We start from the raw sequence: 15,929 nt of genomic DNA, 5'->3' as shown, positions 1-15,929 counted from the left end.
GAGAGGTAAAGATGTCTGCAACCCGACAACTGCGGCTGGGCACCATTCTGCATGGTGCATCCGGGAATATGTCCGCCTGGCGCCATCCTGCGGCGATTGCCGACGCCAGTATTAATTTCGACTTTGTGAAAGCGACGGCGTTAAAGGCTGAGGAAGGGAAGCTCGATTTCCTCTTCGTGGCCGATGGTCTCTATATCAACGAGAAATCGATCCCCCATTTTCTGAATCGGTTTGAACCGTTAACCGTGCTTTCCGCTCTGGCCAGCATCACCTCGCGCCTGGGGCTGGTGGGAACCTTATCCACCTCCTACAGCGAGCCCTTTACCACGGCGCGCCAGTTCGCCAGCCTCGATCACCTGAGCAATGGCCGCGCGGGCTGGAACGTGGTGACCTCACCGCTGGAGGGGTCGGCGAAGAACTTTTCCCGCGAAAAACACCCCGAGCATGCGCTGCGCTACCGGATTGCGGATGAGTATCTCGACGTGGTGAAAGGGCTGTGGGATTCCTGGGAAGGGGACGCGTTTATCCGCAACAAAGAGAGCGGCCAGTTTTTTGACCCGGCCAAACTGCATACGCTCGATCACCACGGTGACTTCTTCCAGGTCGCCGGTCCGCTGAATATTGGCCGCACGCCGCAGGGGCGACCAATTGTCTTTCAGGCCGGGGCGTCGGACGACGGGAAAAAGCTGGCGGCGAAACATGCCGACGCCATTTTTACCCACCACGAGACCTTCGACGAGGCAAAAGCCTTTTATCAGGACGTAAAACAGCAGCTGGAAACAAACGGCCGCCGCGCGTCGGATCTCCATATTTTCCAGGGCGTTAGCGTGATTGTGGGGAAAGATGCCGATGACGTGGAACACCAGTACCAGACCACGGCGGCGCTGGTGTCGATTAATGACGCCCTCAATTACCTCGGGCGTTATTTCGAACATCACGATTTCAGCCAGTATCCGCTCGACGAGCCGTTCCCGGATATCGGCGACTTAGGCAAAAACAGCTTCCGCAGCACCACGGATGAAATCAAGCGTAATGCCCGCGAACGCAGCTTAACCCTGCGTCAGGTGGCGCTTGAAGCCGCTTCGCCGCGCCCGCGCTTTTCCGGCACGCCGGAGGAGGTGGCTGACGGTCTTCAGGCCTGGTTTGAAGGTTATGCCGCAGACGGCTTCATCATTCAGGGCGGTACGCCGGACACCTTCCCGCGCTTTGTTGACCAGGTGGTACCGATACTGCAGTCTCGCGGCCTGTTCCGTACCGACTACCCGGGCACCACGCTGCGCGAAAGCCTTGGCTTAGATCAACCGAAAAACCAGTACACACAACAATAAAAGAGAACCCCGCTATGCAGAAAACATCGCTTGTTCTGGCGCTCGCGCTGGCCTTTACCCCTGCCGTCTGGGCAGAGAACGTCAATATTAACGGCACCGGCGTGAGCATCGAGGCCAATAAAACGCCGATTAACACCGCGAAAAATAGCGAGGCAGTGGCGCAGCTGCCGAAAGACTATCGCTTTGCCGTGCCGGGGAAATTTACCGTGGCGGTGGCGGGACTCAATCAGCCGCCGCTGACGGTCTTCTCCGACGACAACAAAACGCTGCTGGGAAGCGAAGTTGACGTCGCGCGTCTGGTCGCCGACAGCCTCGGGCTGGAGCTGAACGTGGTGCCCACCTCCTGGGAAGACTGGCCGCTGGGCGTCGCGTCCGGGAAATACGATGCCGCCATCAGCAACATCACCGTCACTAAAGAGCGCAAACAGAAGTTTGATTTTGCCACCTACCGTAAGGATTCCCTCGGTTTCTACGTGAAATCGACCAGCCCGATCAAATCGCTTCAGAAGGCGGAAGACATCGCCGGGCTGAAGATTATCGTGGGCTCCGGCACCAACCAGGAGGCCATCCTGCTGGCGTGGAATGCCGAAAACCTGAAGAAGGGACTGAAGCCCTTTACCCCGATCTACACCAAAGACGATGCGGCCCAAACCCTGGCGCTGCAGTCCGGGCGCGCGGATGCCTACTTTGGCCCGAACGTGATTGGCGCATGGAAAGCGGCGCTGAACGGGAAAACCAAACTGGTGGGCAGCGTCGACGGCGGCTGGCCGAAGGCGGCGCACATCGCGGTGACGCTGAAAAAAGGCAGCGGGCTGGTTGAGCCGGTGCAAACCGCACTGAACGGCGTCATCAAAAACGGCGATTACGACAAAGTGCTGAACCGCTGGGGTGAAGGGGTTGAGCGCATTCCGCAGTCCGAAGTGAACCCGGCGGGCCTGGGCGATTAAGGAGGCGTGATGAGCGAACGATTTCGTGATGTTTCACCGGAAGATGCCGAACTTCAGCCCATTATCGAGGGTCTGTTCGGGGAATATGCGGCCCGCTACGGGGACTACTTTTCTAAAGACGCGGAAGTGGAGCTCACCGAGTGGTATCTGGCGCCGCAGGGGCTGTTTATCGTCCTGGAGCGCGACGGGAAGATTATCGCCACCGGCGCGTACAAACCGTTCGACGAACGCACCGCGGAAATCAAACGCATCTGGACGGACAAAACCCTGCGTCAGCAGGGGCTTGCCGGGCGCGTGGTGCAGGAGCTTGAGCGCAGGGCGGTGCTGGCAGGGTACAGTCAGATCTACCTGACAACCGGCTTTCGCCAGCCGGAGGCGGTCAGGCTCTATCTCAGCCAGGGCTATCAGCCGCAGTTCGATCTGAACCGCGATCCGGAAGAGTATAGCCAGCCGCCGTTTGACGGTCGGCTGCGTTTCACCAAAACGCTGGTACGTGAAGCGTTCAGCAAAACCGCATGAGGAACGACGATGAGCAACGTTGAAACCATTAAGGTGGTCCCGGCGCGTTATCCGCTGCGGGCCGTCGGCGCCGCGGTGGCGCTGTTTGTCCTGGCGGTCGTGATTCAGTCAGTCGCCTTTAACCCGCGCTGGGAGTGGGCGGTGTTCGCCCGCTGGTTCTTCGACCCGGTGATCCTCGAAGGCGTCGGGCAGACCCTGCTGCTGACGCTGATCGGTACCGTGCTGAGCGTGGTGTTTGGCGGCATGCTGGCGCTGGCGAGACTCTCGTCATCCTGGCTGCTGAGCAGCCTGGCGTGGGCGTACATCTGGCTGTTTCGGTCGCTGCCGCTGATCGTCGTGCTGATTATCCTGTACAACTTTTCCTATCTCTACGACACGCTCTCGCTCGGCGTGCCGTTCACCGGCATCACCTGGGGCAGCTTTGAAACCATCAACGTGCTGGGGCAATTTTCTACCGCCGTGGTGGGGCTAACGCTGGTGCAGAGCGCCTATACCGCCGAGATCATTCGCGGTGGTTTCCTCGGGGTCGATCACGGGCAGTATGAGGCCGCCGCCGCGCTCGGCCTGCCGGCCTGGCGCCGCACGGTGCGCATCATTTTGCCTCAGGCGCTGCGCACCATTCTGCCGTCGGGATTCAATGAAATCATCAGCCTCGCCAAGGGCACGGCGATGGTGTACGTCCTGGCGATGCCGGAGCTGTTTTATACCATCCAGATGATCTACAACCGCACGCAGGAGGTGATCCCGCTGCTGATGGTTGGTGCCGCCTGGTACCTGGCGATCACCACCGTCCTGTCCGCTATCCAGTACGGTGTTGAACGCGCACTTGCCCGCAGCGAACGCCGCTCTGCGGTTAATCAGAACCGTGCCGCCCGTCGTACCCGTTCCGTCACCACCACGCCAGCACAGGAGCCTATCCATGCAAGCCTCTCCTGAAGGACATATCTCGATTACCGGCGTCAGCAAATATTTTGGACGCCATAAGGCGCTCGACAACGTGTCGCTTGAGATCCCGCCGGGATCCGTGACGGTCATCCTCGGGCCGTCCGGGTCGGGAAAATCGACGCTGCTGCGCACCATAAACCACCTGGAGCGCGTCGACGAAGGCTTTATTCAGATCGACGGGGACTACATTGGCTACCGTCGTCAGGGCGACAAGCTCTACGAGCTGAAGGAGAAAGAGATCCTCAAACAGCGCGTCAACGTGGGCTATGTGTTCCAGAACTTCAATCTCTTTCCCCATCTCACGGTGCTGGAAAACCTGATTGAGGCGCCCATCGCGCATAAAAAGCTCAGCAAAAAAGAGGCGGTGGAAAGCGCGTACAGCCTGCTGGACGTGGTCGGGCTGCGGGATAAAGCCGACGCCTGGTCCCGCCATCTCTCCGGCGGCCAGCAGCAGCGCATTGCCATTGCCCGCGCGCTGGCGTTACGTCCCCGCGTGATGCTGTTTGATGAACCCACCTCGGCGCTGGACCCGGAGCTGGTAGGGGAAGTGCTGGACGTAATCAAAAAACTGGCCCGGTCCGGCACTACCCTTGTGGTAGTGACCCACGAGATCGGCTTTGCCCGCGAGGTGGCGGATCAGGTGGTGTTTATGGTCGACGGAAAAATCGTCGAGCAGGGCAGCAGTGACGAGGTATTAAACCGTCCGTCACATGCGCGAACGCGCCAGTTCCTGTCAAAAGTGCTGTAAGGAGCGCAAATGAAATATGGACTTCTGGCGGGGCTGGTCTTCACGACGGCGAGCCACGCCAGCATCGTTCTGAAAGCCAACGAGCAGCCGCTGCCGGTGACGGTGGATCGGCAGGCCGTGGCGAAGATCCCCGCCGGGTATAAATTCGTTGAGCCAGGTACGCTGACGGTCGCCGTCTCGATGCTGAACTCCCCGCCGCTGGCGCTGCTGGCCAGCGATAACCGCACGCGGATCGGCAGCGACCCGGATATTGCCCGCCTGCTGGCGGGCAGCCTGGGGCTGAAGCTAAAGCTGGTGCCGACGGCGTGGGAAGACTGGCCGCTGGGGATCGCTTCCGGGCGCTACGACGTGGCGCTGGTGAACATTGCGGTGACCGAACAGCGTAAAGAGAAGTTTGATTTTGCGACCTACCGCGTCGATTCGCTGGCATTTTCGGTGAAATCCACCAGCGAGATTCAGTCAATCAAAAGCGCGGAAGATCTGGCCGGGAAAAAGGTGATTGTCGGCTCGGGTACCAATCAGGAGCGCATCCTGCTGGGCTGGAACGAAGAGAATAAAAAGGCGGGGCGGGCGCCTGCGCTGCCGGTCTATCTTCACGACGATGCCTCGGGCAATCTCTATATCCAGTCCGGCAGGGCGGATGTGTTCTTCGGCCCCCAGTCGGTTTCAGCTTACAAAGCGGCGCTCACCGGCAAAACCCGCGTGGTCGGTTTAGGGCCGAAGAAAGCTTATGTCGCCACCACGACCAAAAAAGGCAATCAACTGGTTTATGCCCTGCAGGCCGCGCTGAACGGTGCGATTGAGCGCGGAGAGTACCAGAAGGTGCTGGCGCGCTGGGGCGAGCAGGGCGAAGCGGTGACGCAATCGGAGGTCAACCCGCCTGGGATAACCTACTAAGGGTGCTCTACACTTAGGATTTTCACTCCTGAGGGGGCAACATGATTAAACTTTATGGCGTACCCGGCTGGGGCTCGGCAATCAGTGAGGTGATGCTGACCCTGGCTGATATCCCTTATCAATTCATCAACGTGGACGGGTTTGACCAGCCCGGTCCGCAGCGTGAATTGCTGCACAAGCTCAATCCGCTGTGCCAGGTGCCGACGCTGGAGCTGGAAAATGACGCCATCATGACCGAAACGGCGGCGATTGCCCTGATGGTGCTCGACCGGTGTCCCGATCTCGCCCCGCCCGTAGGGCAGGCTGAACGTCAGCCGTTTCAGCGTTTGCTCATCTGGTTCGTAGCCAACGTCTATCCCACGTTTACCTATGCAGACTATCCCGAACGCTGGGTGCCGGATGCGCCGGAACAGCTGCAGAAAAACTGCATCGAATACCGGAAATCCCTCTATTTGTGGTTCGAAAGCCAGCTTAAGGCTGCCCCGTTTGCGCTGGGGGAACGGCTGACGCTGCTGGATGTGTATATTGCGGTCGCGCGCACCTGGGGGCCCCGTTACGCCTGGTTTGCCGAAAATACCCCTAAATTCACGGCGATTGCGGACGCCGTATGCCAGCGACCGGAACTGCACAAGGTGTTAAAGGCAAACAAAATTATCTGATAACGTGGAACCCACATTCACAACCGGAAGCCTGCACATGCCACACGTAGATATCAAATGTTTTCCCCGTGATTTAAACGACGAACAGAAAGCTGCCCTGGCGGCGGATATTGCCGACGTGATTATTCGCCATTTCAACAGCAAAGACAGTTCCGTGTCGGTGGCGCTGAAGCAGATCGCGCCTGAAGACTGGAAGGCGCAGGTCTGGGATACCGAAATTGGACCGAAGCTGGAGGAGCTTATTAAGAAGCCCGGGTATTCGATGTAAGATCTTCTGCCGGGGAGCGGATAAATCCTTCCCGGCTCGACTTCCCGTTTTTCGCAAAAATCGATAAAAATGCGTTTTGTCTTATCCGCTACAATTAACGTTTCTGACTGGCATATTATTCATCCTTAGGAAAGATCTCCAACAGAATCAATTAAGGACAGACACGTTAAAGGATAATTTTCTGATGACAAAATTACCCCGTTTTTCATTCGCCTTTCTTCATCCCCGTTACTGGCTAAGCTGGGCCGGCATTGCGGCTCTGTGGCTCATCATGCTGCTCCCTTATCCGCTTCTGTTCAGAATCGGTCATGGCCTGGGTCGACTGGCGATGCGCTTACTGCCTCGCCGCGTCGAGATTGCCCGCCGCAACCTGGAGCTTTGTTTCCCGGAGATGAAAAAAGATGAACGCGAGTCATTGCTGCAGCGTAATTTTGAATCGGTAGGAATGGGGGTAATCGAAACCGGAATGGCATGGTTCTGGCCTGCGTGGCGGGTAAAGAAATGCTTTACCGTGCAGGGTTATGAGCACATGGAAAAGGCGAGGGCGCAGGGAAAAGGCGTGGTGCTGGTAGGGATACATTTTCTGACCCTTGAGCTGGGCGCGCGGATATTTGGCATGCTTAACCCCGGTATCGGGGTCTATCGCCCTAATAACAATGCTCTGCTGGACTGGCTTCAGACGCGAGGGCGCCTGCGCGCCAACAAAACCATGCTCGATCGCCATGATTTAAAGGGCATGATCCGCGCGCTGAAGCAGAATGAAATTTTGTGGTACGCCCCGGATCACGACTATGGCAAAACCAACAGCGTGTTTGTGCCGTTCTTTGCGGTGCCGGATGCCGCGACGACGGCGGGCAGCTATATGCTGGTCAAAAGCGCTAACCCTGCCGTTATCCCCTTTGTGCCGCGCCGCAGGGCGGATGGCACCGGTTACGAGCTGATTATTCTGGAGGATATCAGCGAGGCGCTGCAGGGCGGCGATAAAGAAGCCGTGGCGACGCAGATGAACAGGGCAATTGAGCAGGCCGTACGCATGGCGCCTGAACAATATATGTGGCTGCACCGTCGCTTCAAAACCCGTCCTGAAGGGGTACCTGACCGGTATGCCCGTCTGAAACAGGCGGCAACTCGGGGTGAAAGTCTCACCGCCAGCGATTTTTCTGACCGTTCAGGCATACAGCACTGACACCACAGCGATGCCCTCACCCTGCGGTGAGGGCATGACCGACGCTACAGCGCGGATCGGCGGTACGGCGCATAGTCCGCCTGCCACCAGGTTTTCTCGATACGCGCCATCAGGGTTTCATCATCTAACGCTGGCGCCACGCCTTGTTCAATGGCGGCCCGGGCGACGGCAACGGCAATCTGGCGTGAGACCGTTTCAATCTGATCTATCGGCGGCAGTAATCCTCCTCTTTCCGTGGTCACGAGCGGAGACTGCGCGGCCAGGCTGCGGCTTGCTGCCATCAGCATCTCTTCCGTCACCCGGCGCGCGTTACAGGCCAGCACGCCAAGCCCCAGGCCCGGGAAGATATAGGCGTTGTTGCACTGGGCAATCTCATAGTGCGCATTCTCCCAGAATACCGGGGCGAACGGGCTGCCGGTGGCCACCAGCGCGGCACCCTGGGTCCAGGCGATAAGATCCTGAGGCTGGGCCTCCGCCCGCGACGTTGGGTTCGAGAGCGGCATGATAATCGGGCGCGGACAGTGGCGATGCATCTCTTTGACGATCTCTTCGCTGAACAGCCCCGGCTGGCCTGAAACGCCGATCATCACCGTGGGATGCGCGTTCTTCACCACGTCCAGCAGGGAAATATTTTGCGAGTCTACCTGCCAGCGACTAACGGCGTCGCGCGCGGTAAGCAGGTTTTTCTGGAAATCGAGCAGGTTAGTCATATCGTCGGTCAGCAGGCCGAAGCGATCGACCATAAAGATCCGGCTGCGGGCTTCCGACTCGCTCAGGCCGTCATCGACCATCAGCGCGACAATTTTTTCAGCAATCCCGCATCCGGCAGAGCCGCTGCCCAGGAACACCACGCGCTGATCGCGAATGCGCGTCCCCGCCGCGTGCGCCGCCGCCATCAGCGTACCGGCGGTGACGGCTGCCGTGCCCTGGATATCATCATTGAAGCAGCACAGCTGGTCGCGGTAGCGCTGCAGAAGTCGGGTGGCGTTTTTCTGCGCAAAGTCTTCAAACTGCAGGAGGACGTTGGGCCAGCGCGCCTTAACCGTGCTGATAAACATATCCATAAATTCAGCGTACTGGTCGTCGCTGATGCGCGGGTGACGCCAGCCCATGTACATCGGGTCGTCGAGGTGTTGCTGATTATTGGTGCCGACATCCAGCATAATCGGCAGGGTGGAGGCCGGATGGATCCCTCCGCAGGCGGTATACAGCGACAGCTTGCCAATCGGAATGCCCATACCGCCGATACCCTGGTCGCCGAGGCCTAAAATGCGTTCTCCGTCCGTTACCACAATCACCCGAACGTCGTTGCGTGAGAAACTTTGCAGCATCTCATCAATGCGGTGGCGGTTAGGCCATGAAATAAACAAGCCGCGCGCGCGGCGATAAATCGTGGAGAAATGCTCGCAGGCTTCACCCACCGTCGGGGTATAGATAATCGGTAACGTCTCTTTCAGATGCGAACGCAAGAGGTTGTAAAAGAGGGTTTCATTGGTGTCCTGAATATTGCGCAAATAAACATGGCGGGAAATGTCGCTTTTAAAATGGCAGAACTGCACCCAGGCACGCTCCGTTTGCTCCTCAATGGTTTCAACGTTATGCGGCAATAATCCATGCAGATTAAAATTATCCCGCTCTTCCTTAATAAAGGCGAGGCCTTTATTTAATAACGGATTTTCCAGCAGTACGGCGCCATTATAAGGCGTGTACAGAACGTCTTTACGAGACATGGTTAACTCCTGAATATTTAAACGAAACAGAAATAAGACGAGCAAAAACAGTGACTTTAAGGATGATAAAGACACGGAGTTTTCTGTGTTTTGTTGGGGAGCTAATTTAGCGCTTAGCTAACGTAGCAGGAGTGATAAGGGTCACATTATTTCTGGTTTTATTAATTTCAAAAGAATTGCATTGAATGTCATGAATAACTTTAGTTACATAATAATGAATTAAATTATTTAAAAGGAAAGGGCTGTTGTGTTCACATTTCTCTTCGAAAGCCCATGTTAATTTCACGCTGAGCCTGTTTTTGAGAAAAGGCCACCAAAGTCATTATTTTCTATTTAAGAACATTTATTCGAATCAGGAATAGTTTTCCGCTTATTCCTTACTCTGTATATCCGAACACAAATTTCAGGTGATTATATGAAAGATAATCCTGTACCGACTTCCGCGCTGTCGACCTCGCGTTTTGCTTTTGGGCTGAACACGACCGAGGTGGGCGCGGTTCCGCTGATGCTGTTCGTCGGGATTGCCGCGATTGTGGCGACGTCCGCCTGGGCAGGGCTGCTGCCGAAAAATATGATAGGCGGACTGGCGGTCATCATGACCCTTGGCTTTGCGTTTGCCAAAGTGGGGCGTCAAATCCCCGTGCTGAAGGACATCGGCGGCCCGGCGATCCTGTGTCTGATGGTGCCTTCCGTGCTGGTCTATTTTGGCGCATTCGGGAAACAAACCCTTGATACGGTGCATCTGCTGATGAAGGAGGCGAATCTGCTCTATTTCGTCATCGCCTGCCTGGTGGTCGGCAGCATTCTGGGGATGAACCGGGTGCTGCTGATCCAGGGCATGATGCGCATGTTTGTTCCGCTGGTGGCGGGGACACTGATGGCCGTGCTGAGCGGGCTTATTGTGGGAACGCTGTTTGGGTATACGCCTTACCACACCTTCTTCTTTATCATTGTCCCTATCATTGGCGGCGGAATTGGCGAGGGGATTTTGCCCCTGTCTCTGGCCTATTCGGCAATCCTGGGGCAGACGCCGGACGTCTACGTGGCGCAGCTGGCTCCCGCTGCGGTCGTCGGAAATATCTTCGCCATTATTTGTGCCGGCTCGCTGGCGCGTCTTGGGACGAAACGTCCTTCGCTTTCGGGAAATGGCATGCTCACGCGGAGTAAAGACGACGCCAGCCTGTTCGCCGGGGCGCCTGGCGCTCAGCAGACGGATTTTCATTTGATGGGCGGCGGATTGCTGATGGTGTGCGCGTTTTTCATCGTCGGAGGCTTGTTTGAAAAACTGGTCCATATTCCCGGCCCGGTGCTGATGATCCTGATTGCCGTCCTGTGTAAATACTTCAGGGTGATCCCGGCCTCAATGGAGCAGGGGGCGCACAGCTGCTATAAATTCGTTTCGGCTGCGCTGGTCTGGCCGCTGATGATCGGCCTCGGGATGCTATACGTGCCGCTCGAAAGCGTGGTGTCGGTCTTCTCGGTGGGCTATGTAGTGGTATGCGGATCGGTGGTGATTGCGATGGCGCTGAGCGGCTACGTGATTGCGTCGCGTCTGAATATGTACCCGGTGGAAGCGGCGATTGTGACCTGCTGCCACAGTGGGCTGGGCGGTACGGGAGATGTGGCCATTCTGTCCGCCTCCAACCGCATGTCGCTTATGCCGTTCGCGCAGATCGCGACGCGTATTGGCGGTGCCTCAACGGTGATTTTCGCCACGCTGTTGATGGGCTGGATTATGGCGCACTGATTCGAATCGGCAGGATACTGAATCGCAACGACATTTACAGCGTGTCGCTGCGGTTCAGTCCTTTATAAAACTCACCGCGCTGTATAGAATTACCGCAGCCACAGCGACGGGATACCACACGATGACCGGAAGAGTTGATTATCAGATTGAAAAATATCTCCTGACCGAAGCTGCCGAACCGGAGCGCCTGACGCGCCAGTGGGCAGAGGTTCTGGAGGAGTGTCGTGAGCAAAAGGCCGGTGCAGAGGAGCGGCTGCGCCTCGCGTTGCTTAATGTGGATTACGTCACCAGCTTCGAGCTGCCCTTCAGGCTGCTTCTCACCCGTGCGCCCCAGTTGATTGATGCCGTCAGGAAAGAGCTTCAGCTCAGTCAGAAAAATGTTCTTTTCAATGGCAAGCGCTTTGGCTGCGTCTACAGCCTTAAACGGGATCTGGACGGCATACCTGACGAGTTTACCTATCACCTGAAGACGCGGATCCAGCGCAGTGACGCCACGGGCGCGACGGAAGCGTCCTACCGACAAATTGCCCAGCAGGTGAAAGCGCCAAAGGAACGCCTCAAACTGGCGCTGGACAACGGGCTGTCTGTAACCGCGCTTGACGGGCTTTTCTGGTTTGGCATTCAGCGCATCGCGGCTGATGTACAACGGTTACGCAAAACAGGGATGCGGATCGTGACGTCCAACGCCGAGGTGTTCGATACGCTTACCAAAACAACCCGGCAGGTCCCGGTCTATCGCCTGGAAGGGACTGAAATTACTTAACCTGCAGCAGGATCGCCATCAACCCTGGAAAACGGGTATCCAGATCGTCTCGTCGCAATGAAATCATGTTTTCGCGTCCCTGCGGACGCTGCCAGATGACCCCGCTGTCGCGCAATACGCGCCAGTGATGGGTCATCGTGGACTTCACCACGTCCTCCGGGCGCAGCGCGTTACAGCTCAGTTCGCTGCCGTCGGCGAGCCGGCGAATAATCGATAGCCGGAGCGGGTTGCCGAGGGCAAAGAGCACATTTTCCAGCAGTATTTGTTCAGTTTCAGGGTGGTTAGGGATCATCGTTTTCCTGCGTATGGCGTCAGATTGAGCTATATCAACAATAGGTCAACCCTTAAAAAATAGTTCGATAATACTCGTACAATAGGACTATTATAGCAAACGAACGAATGCACGACCATCCTGGTCGTCACAAACACGTCATACTGACTAAGGAAATATCATGCCCCGACCCATCCCTCTCGAACGTTATCGCAACATCGGTATCTCCGCGCATATCGATGCCGGTAAAACCACCACCACCGAGCGCATCCTGTTTTATACCGGGATGAGCCACAAGCTGGGTGAAGTACACGATGGCGCGGCAACCACTGACTGGATGGCGCAGGAGCAAGAGCGCGGGATCACCATTACGTCCGCGGCGGTCAGCTGCTTCTGGCCAGGCATGGACAGAGGCTATGAGCCGCACCGGATTAACATCATCGACACCCCGGGGCACGTGGATTTCACCATTGAGGTGGAACGTTCCATGCGCGTACTCGACGGTGCCGTGATGGTGTATGACTCCGTGGGCGGCGTGCAGCCGCAGTCGGAAACCGTCTGGCGTCAGGCCAATAAATATCACGTACCGCGTCTGGCCTTCGTCAACAAAATGGACCGTCCGGGTGCCGACTTCTTCCGCGTCGTGCGGATGATGCAGGAACGCCTGAAGGCCAATCCGGTGCCGATTGTCATCCCGGTGGGTGCCGAAGATCATTTCACCGGCGTGGTGGATCTGATCAAAATGCGCACCATTCTGTGGGACGATGCCACTCAGGGCATGGCGTTTAACTATGCGCCAGTACCTGACGATCTGCTCAGTACCGCGCAAGAGTGGCGCGAAAAAATGGTCTCTGCGGCGGCGGAAGCAAGCGATGAACTGATGGATAAGTACCTGGAAACGGGCAATCTTGATGAAGCTGAAATCATCAAAGGGCTGCGTATTCGCACCATTGCCGGGGAAATCCAACCGATGCTGTGCGGCAGCGCCTTCAAAAACAAAGGCGTGCAGCGCATGCTCGATGCGGTGATCGAGCTGATGCCGTCGCCGCTGGACGTGCCGGCCATTGATGGCGTGGATGAAAAAGGGCAGCACGCGGAGCGTCACCCGAGCGATGATGAGCCGTTCTCGGCGCTGGCGTTCAAGCTGATGAGCGATCCGTACGTCGGGCAGCTGACCTTTATCCGCGTCTATTCTGGCGTGCTGCGTAAAGGCGACGCGGTGTATAACCCGGTGAAAGGGAAGAAAGAGCGCATCGGGCGAATCGTACTGATGCATGCCAACGATCGCCACGAGGTGGATGAACTGCGCGCCGGGGATATCGCGGCCTGTGTCGGGTTAAAAGACGTAACCACCGGCGACACGCTCACCGATCCGAACGCCGTCATTACGCTTGAGCGCATGGAGTTCCCGGACCCGGTGATCTCGCTGGCGATTGAGCCGAAAACCAAAGGCGATCAGGAGAAAATGGGCATCGCGCTGCAGCGTCTGGCGGCGGAAGATCCGTCTTTCCGCCTGCACACTGACGAAGAGTCCGGTCAGACCATTATCTCCGGGATGGGTGAGCTACACCTCGAGATTATCGTCGACCGCATGAAGCGTGAGTTTGGCGTCGAGGCAAATATCGGTCGTCCGCAGGTGACCTACCGTGAAACTCTGCGTAAAACGGTGAAGGACATCGAGGGCAAATTTGTCCGACAGTCCGGCGGTAAAGGGCAGTACGGCCATGTGGTCCTGAGTCTGGAGCCTCTGGAGCCCGGAAGTGGTTTTAAATTTGAAGATGCCACCAAGGGCGGCGTGGTGCCGCGCGAGTATATCCCCTCCGTTGAGAAAGGACTGCGGGAAGCGATGAACAGCGGCGTGCTGGCGGGCTATCCGGTCGTCGATGTTAAAGCGACGCTGACGTTTGGCTCGTATCACGACGTCGACTCCTCGGAGATGGCGTTCCGCATGGCGGCGATCCTCGGCTTTAAAGAGGGCGCCCGCAGGGCGGATCCGGCGATCCTTGAGCCGATCATGCACGTGGAGGTGGAAACACCGGAAGAGTACGCCGGTAACATCATGGGCGATCTCTCTTCCCGCCGCGGCATGGTGCAGGGGATGGCAGAGCAGTACGGAAGCCAGATTATTCGCGCTGACGTGCCGCTGGCGGAGATGTTTGGTTATGCCACGACATTGCGCTCGATGTCCCAGGGACGCGCGACGTATACGATGGAGTTCCACCATTTTGCGGAAGCCCCGCGGAATGTTGCGGATGAGATTATTGCACGGCGTGCGAAGTAGTACGGTCACCCTCTCCCAATAGGGGGAGGGTTTTCTCAATCCAGCGCCTTCACCATCTTCCCGCTCGCCACAAACGTCCCGGCCCCAAGATGATGCAGGGTATTGAGCTTATCCCCGTCAAACTGCCAGCGTCCGGCAATAAACGCCCGCTCATCCGCTGCCGCTGAAACCACTTCACCAAACAGCGTGTCGTATTTCTCTGCCGCGGCGGTCACGGGTAATAACCGGCATTCCATCCACGCCAGGCATTTCTCTTCAATGACCGGCAGGCCGAGTTCCGGGCCATTCACGACCGGGATCCCGTAACAGTTGAATTTGTCCTCGTCGCGCCCGCTGACGCTGCCCACCGCGTAAGTCCAGTTGGCCGCCGCCACGCCGGGAATGACGATGCCAAATTTTCCGCTGCGTTCGATCAGCTCGCGTGACCAGGTACTTTTATCCACGACTATCGCGATGCGTGGCGGTTCAAACTCAACGGGCATGGACCATGCGGCGGCCATAACGTTACGTCTGTCGATCGTTTCATCACGACTGGTAATCAGTACGGTAGGACCGTGGTTGAGCAGACGGCTGGCATGACGTAATTCAACAGGGTGAAAGTGGCTCATAGGATCTCCTCATCTGTAACGATGAGTATGACGAAAAAGCACGTAAATCAAAGTGAGCGCGTAGAATTAGTTTATAAACAGAACATCACAATCAAAGGAATCTGATGCATGTCCCCCTTTCTGACCGCCTATTTCGCCCGCATCGGCTGGAAGCAACCGGCTTCTGCTGATATAGACACCCTGCGCGCACTGCATTTACATCACAACTGCGCGATCCCGTTTGAGAATATCGATGTCGTCCTGCCGCGCGAAATTCATCTCGAAGACCAGTGTCTGGTCGACAAATTGCTGACCGCCCGTCGTGGGGGATACTGCTTTGAGCAAAACGGCCTGTTTGAGCGGGTATTGCGTGACGTCGGGTTTACCGTGCGCAGCGTATTGGGGCGCGTGGTATTAGCGAGCCCGCCGCAAATGCCGCCGCGCACGCACCGCCTGCTGCTGGTTGAGCTTAACGGTGAGCGCTGGATTGCGGACGTGGGGTTTGGCGGCCAGACGCTGACGGCGCCGATTCGTTTACTCGCTAACGAGGAGCAGGAAACGCCGCACGGTCTGTATCGTCTGCTGAGCGAGGGCAACGACTGGGTGCTGCAGTTCCGCCACCACGAGCACTGGCAGTCGATGTACCACTTTGACCTGACGACGCAGTATTTCAGCGATTACGTGATGGGGAATTTCTGGTCGGCGCACTGGCCGCAGTCGCATTTCCGCCATCATCTGCTGATGTGCCGCCATCTGCCGGACGGCGGCAAGCTGACGCTGACCAACTTCAACTTTACCCACTGGCAGAACGGTCATGTGGAGGAGCAGAACCATTTGCCGGATGCGGAGGCGCTGTATAAGCTGCTGCAGGAGCGGTTTGGCCTGGGCGTTGATGACCCGAAGCACGGCTTTACCCTGGCCGAGCTGACGGCGGTGATGGCGGGGTTTGATACGCATCCGCAGGCCGGGAAATAGCCCGGTGGCGGCTACGCCTTACCGGGCCAACGGGCGTGTGAACGTAGGTCGGGTAAGGCGTAGCCGCCACCCGACAAA

Annotated in this window: 14 protein-coding genes and 1 pseudogene; 12 read left to right on the top strand and 3 right to left on the bottom strand. The window is 57.3% G+C overall.

What is annotated here, in order from left to right; genetic code table 11:
* Positions 1 to 11 precede the first annotated feature (11 nt).
* The 8 genes and pseudogenes from ACEPLT_RS11725 (at position 12) to ACEPLT_RS11690 (ending at position 7,497) form a co-directional block, all read left to right on the top strand.
* Positions 12 to 2,275 (top strand): annotated as a pseudogene (locus tag ACEPLT_RS11725) (NtaA/DmoA family FMN-dependent monooxygenase).
* A gap of 9 nt (positions 2,276 to 2,284) precedes the next feature.
* Entirely contained in the window at positions 2,285 to 2,794 is a 510-nt protein-coding gene (locus tag ACEPLT_RS11720; RefSeq protein ID WP_008501765.1) for a GNAT family N-acetyltransferase, read from the top strand.
* A gap of 9 nt (positions 2,795 to 2,803) precedes the next feature.
* Positions 2,804 to 3,730: an amino acid ABC transporter permease gene (locus ACEPLT_RS11715; RefSeq protein WP_008501764.1), complete on the top strand. Its 927-nt coding sequence runs from the start codon at positions 2,804 to 2,806 to the stop codon at positions 3,728 to 3,730.
* Entirely contained in the window at positions 3,714 to 4,487 is a 774-nt protein-coding gene (locus tag ACEPLT_RS11710) for an amino acid ABC transporter ATP-binding protein (protein ID WP_008501763.1), read from the top strand. Before ACEPLT_RS11715 ends, ACEPLT_RS11710 begins: the two co-directional genes overlap by 17 nt.
* Positions 4,488 to 4,496: 9 nt before the next feature.
* A complete protein-coding gene (locus ACEPLT_RS11705) occupies positions 4,497 to 5,384 on the top strand; it encodes an ABC transporter substrate-binding protein (protein WP_232927724.1) in 888 nt (295 codons plus the stop codon).
* A gap of 41 nt (positions 5,385 to 5,425) precedes the next feature.
* Entirely contained in the window at positions 5,426 to 6,043 is a 618-nt protein-coding gene (locus tag ACEPLT_RS11700; protein WP_232927726.1) for a glutathione S-transferase family protein, read from the top strand.
* Between the two features lie 37 nt (positions 6,044 to 6,080).
* Positions 6,081 to 6,311, top strand: a complete 231-nt coding sequence (pptA, locus tag ACEPLT_RS11695) for a tautomerase PptA (RefSeq protein ID WP_008501760.1) — start codon at positions 6,081 to 6,083, stop codon at positions 6,309 to 6,311.
* Between the two features lie 184 nt (positions 6,312 to 6,495).
* Entirely contained in the window at positions 6,496 to 7,497 is a 1,002-nt protein-coding gene (locus ACEPLT_RS11690; protein ID WP_023344227.1) for a Kdo(2)-lipid IV(A) acyltransferase, read from the top strand.
* Between the two features lie 44 nt (positions 7,498 to 7,541).
* Here the strand turns inward: ACEPLT_RS11690 and ACEPLT_RS11685 are convergent, their stop codons facing one another.
* Positions 7,542 to 9,227 carry an NAD-dependent malic enzyme gene (locus tag ACEPLT_RS11685; protein WP_023327568.1) on the bottom strand — a complete coding sequence of 562 codons (1,686 nt, stop codon included), beginning with the start codon at positions 9,225 to 9,227 and terminating at the stop codon, positions 7,542 to 7,544.
* Positions 9,228 to 9,642: 415 nt separating this feature from the next.
* Here ACEPLT_RS11685 and ACEPLT_RS11680 point away from each other — a divergent pair, with 415 nt between their 5' ends.
* A complete protein-coding gene (locus tag ACEPLT_RS11680) occupies positions 9,643 to 10,974 on the top strand; it encodes a 2-hydroxycarboxylate transporter family protein (protein ID WP_023344225.1) in 1,332 nt (443 codons plus the stop codon).
* A 121-nt stretch (positions 10,975 to 11,095) separates the two neighbouring features.
* On the top strand, positions 11,096 to 11,737 hold the full coding sequence (locus tag ACEPLT_RS11675; RefSeq protein WP_021240222.1) for a helix-turn-helix domain-containing protein: 642 nt from the start codon (positions 11,096 to 11,098) through the stop codon (positions 11,735 to 11,737).
* On the opposite strand, the gene ACEPLT_RS11670 is transcribed toward ACEPLT_RS11675, so the two are convergent.
* The gene (locus ACEPLT_RS11670; protein ID WP_008501755.1) at positions 11,730 to 12,029 is read right to left on the bottom strand and encodes an ArsR/SmtB family transcription factor; all 300 of its coding nucleotides are present in this window, start codon (positions 12,027 to 12,029) and stop codon (positions 11,730 to 11,732) included. The two genes, ACEPLT_RS11675 and ACEPLT_RS11670, sit on opposite strands and share 8 nt — an antisense overlap.
* Positions 12,030 to 12,189: 160 nt before the next feature.
* Between ACEPLT_RS11670 and fusA the strand changes: the two genes are divergently transcribed.
* Positions 12,190 to 14,289 carry an elongation factor G gene (fusA, locus tag ACEPLT_RS11665; RefSeq protein ID WP_023327565.1) on the top strand — a complete coding sequence of 700 codons (2,100 nt, stop codon included), beginning with the start codon at positions 12,190 to 12,192 and terminating at the stop codon, positions 14,287 to 14,289.
* 35 nt (positions 14,290 to 14,324) lie between these two features.
* Here the strand turns inward: fusA and ACEPLT_RS11660 are convergent, their stop codons facing one another.
* Positions 14,325 to 14,897 carry a flavin reductase family protein gene (locus ACEPLT_RS11660; protein WP_032674869.1) on the bottom strand — a complete coding sequence of 191 codons (573 nt, stop codon included), beginning with the start codon at positions 14,895 to 14,897 and terminating at the stop codon, positions 14,325 to 14,327.
* A 108-nt stretch (positions 14,898 to 15,005) separates the two neighbouring features.
* Here ACEPLT_RS11660 and nhoA point away from each other — a divergent pair, with 108 nt between their 5' ends.
* Positions 15,006 to 15,851, top strand: a complete 846-nt coding sequence (gene nhoA / locus ACEPLT_RS11655; RefSeq protein WP_232927728.1) for an N-hydroxyarylamine O-acetyltransferase — start codon at positions 15,006 to 15,008, stop codon at positions 15,849 to 15,851.
* Positions 15,852 to 15,929: the final 78 nt, after the last annotated feature.

The sequence above is a fragment of the Enterobacter sp. fkY84-1 genome (assembly GCF_052974705.1).
This window is presented reverse-complemented; position numbering and strand designations above follow the sequence as displayed.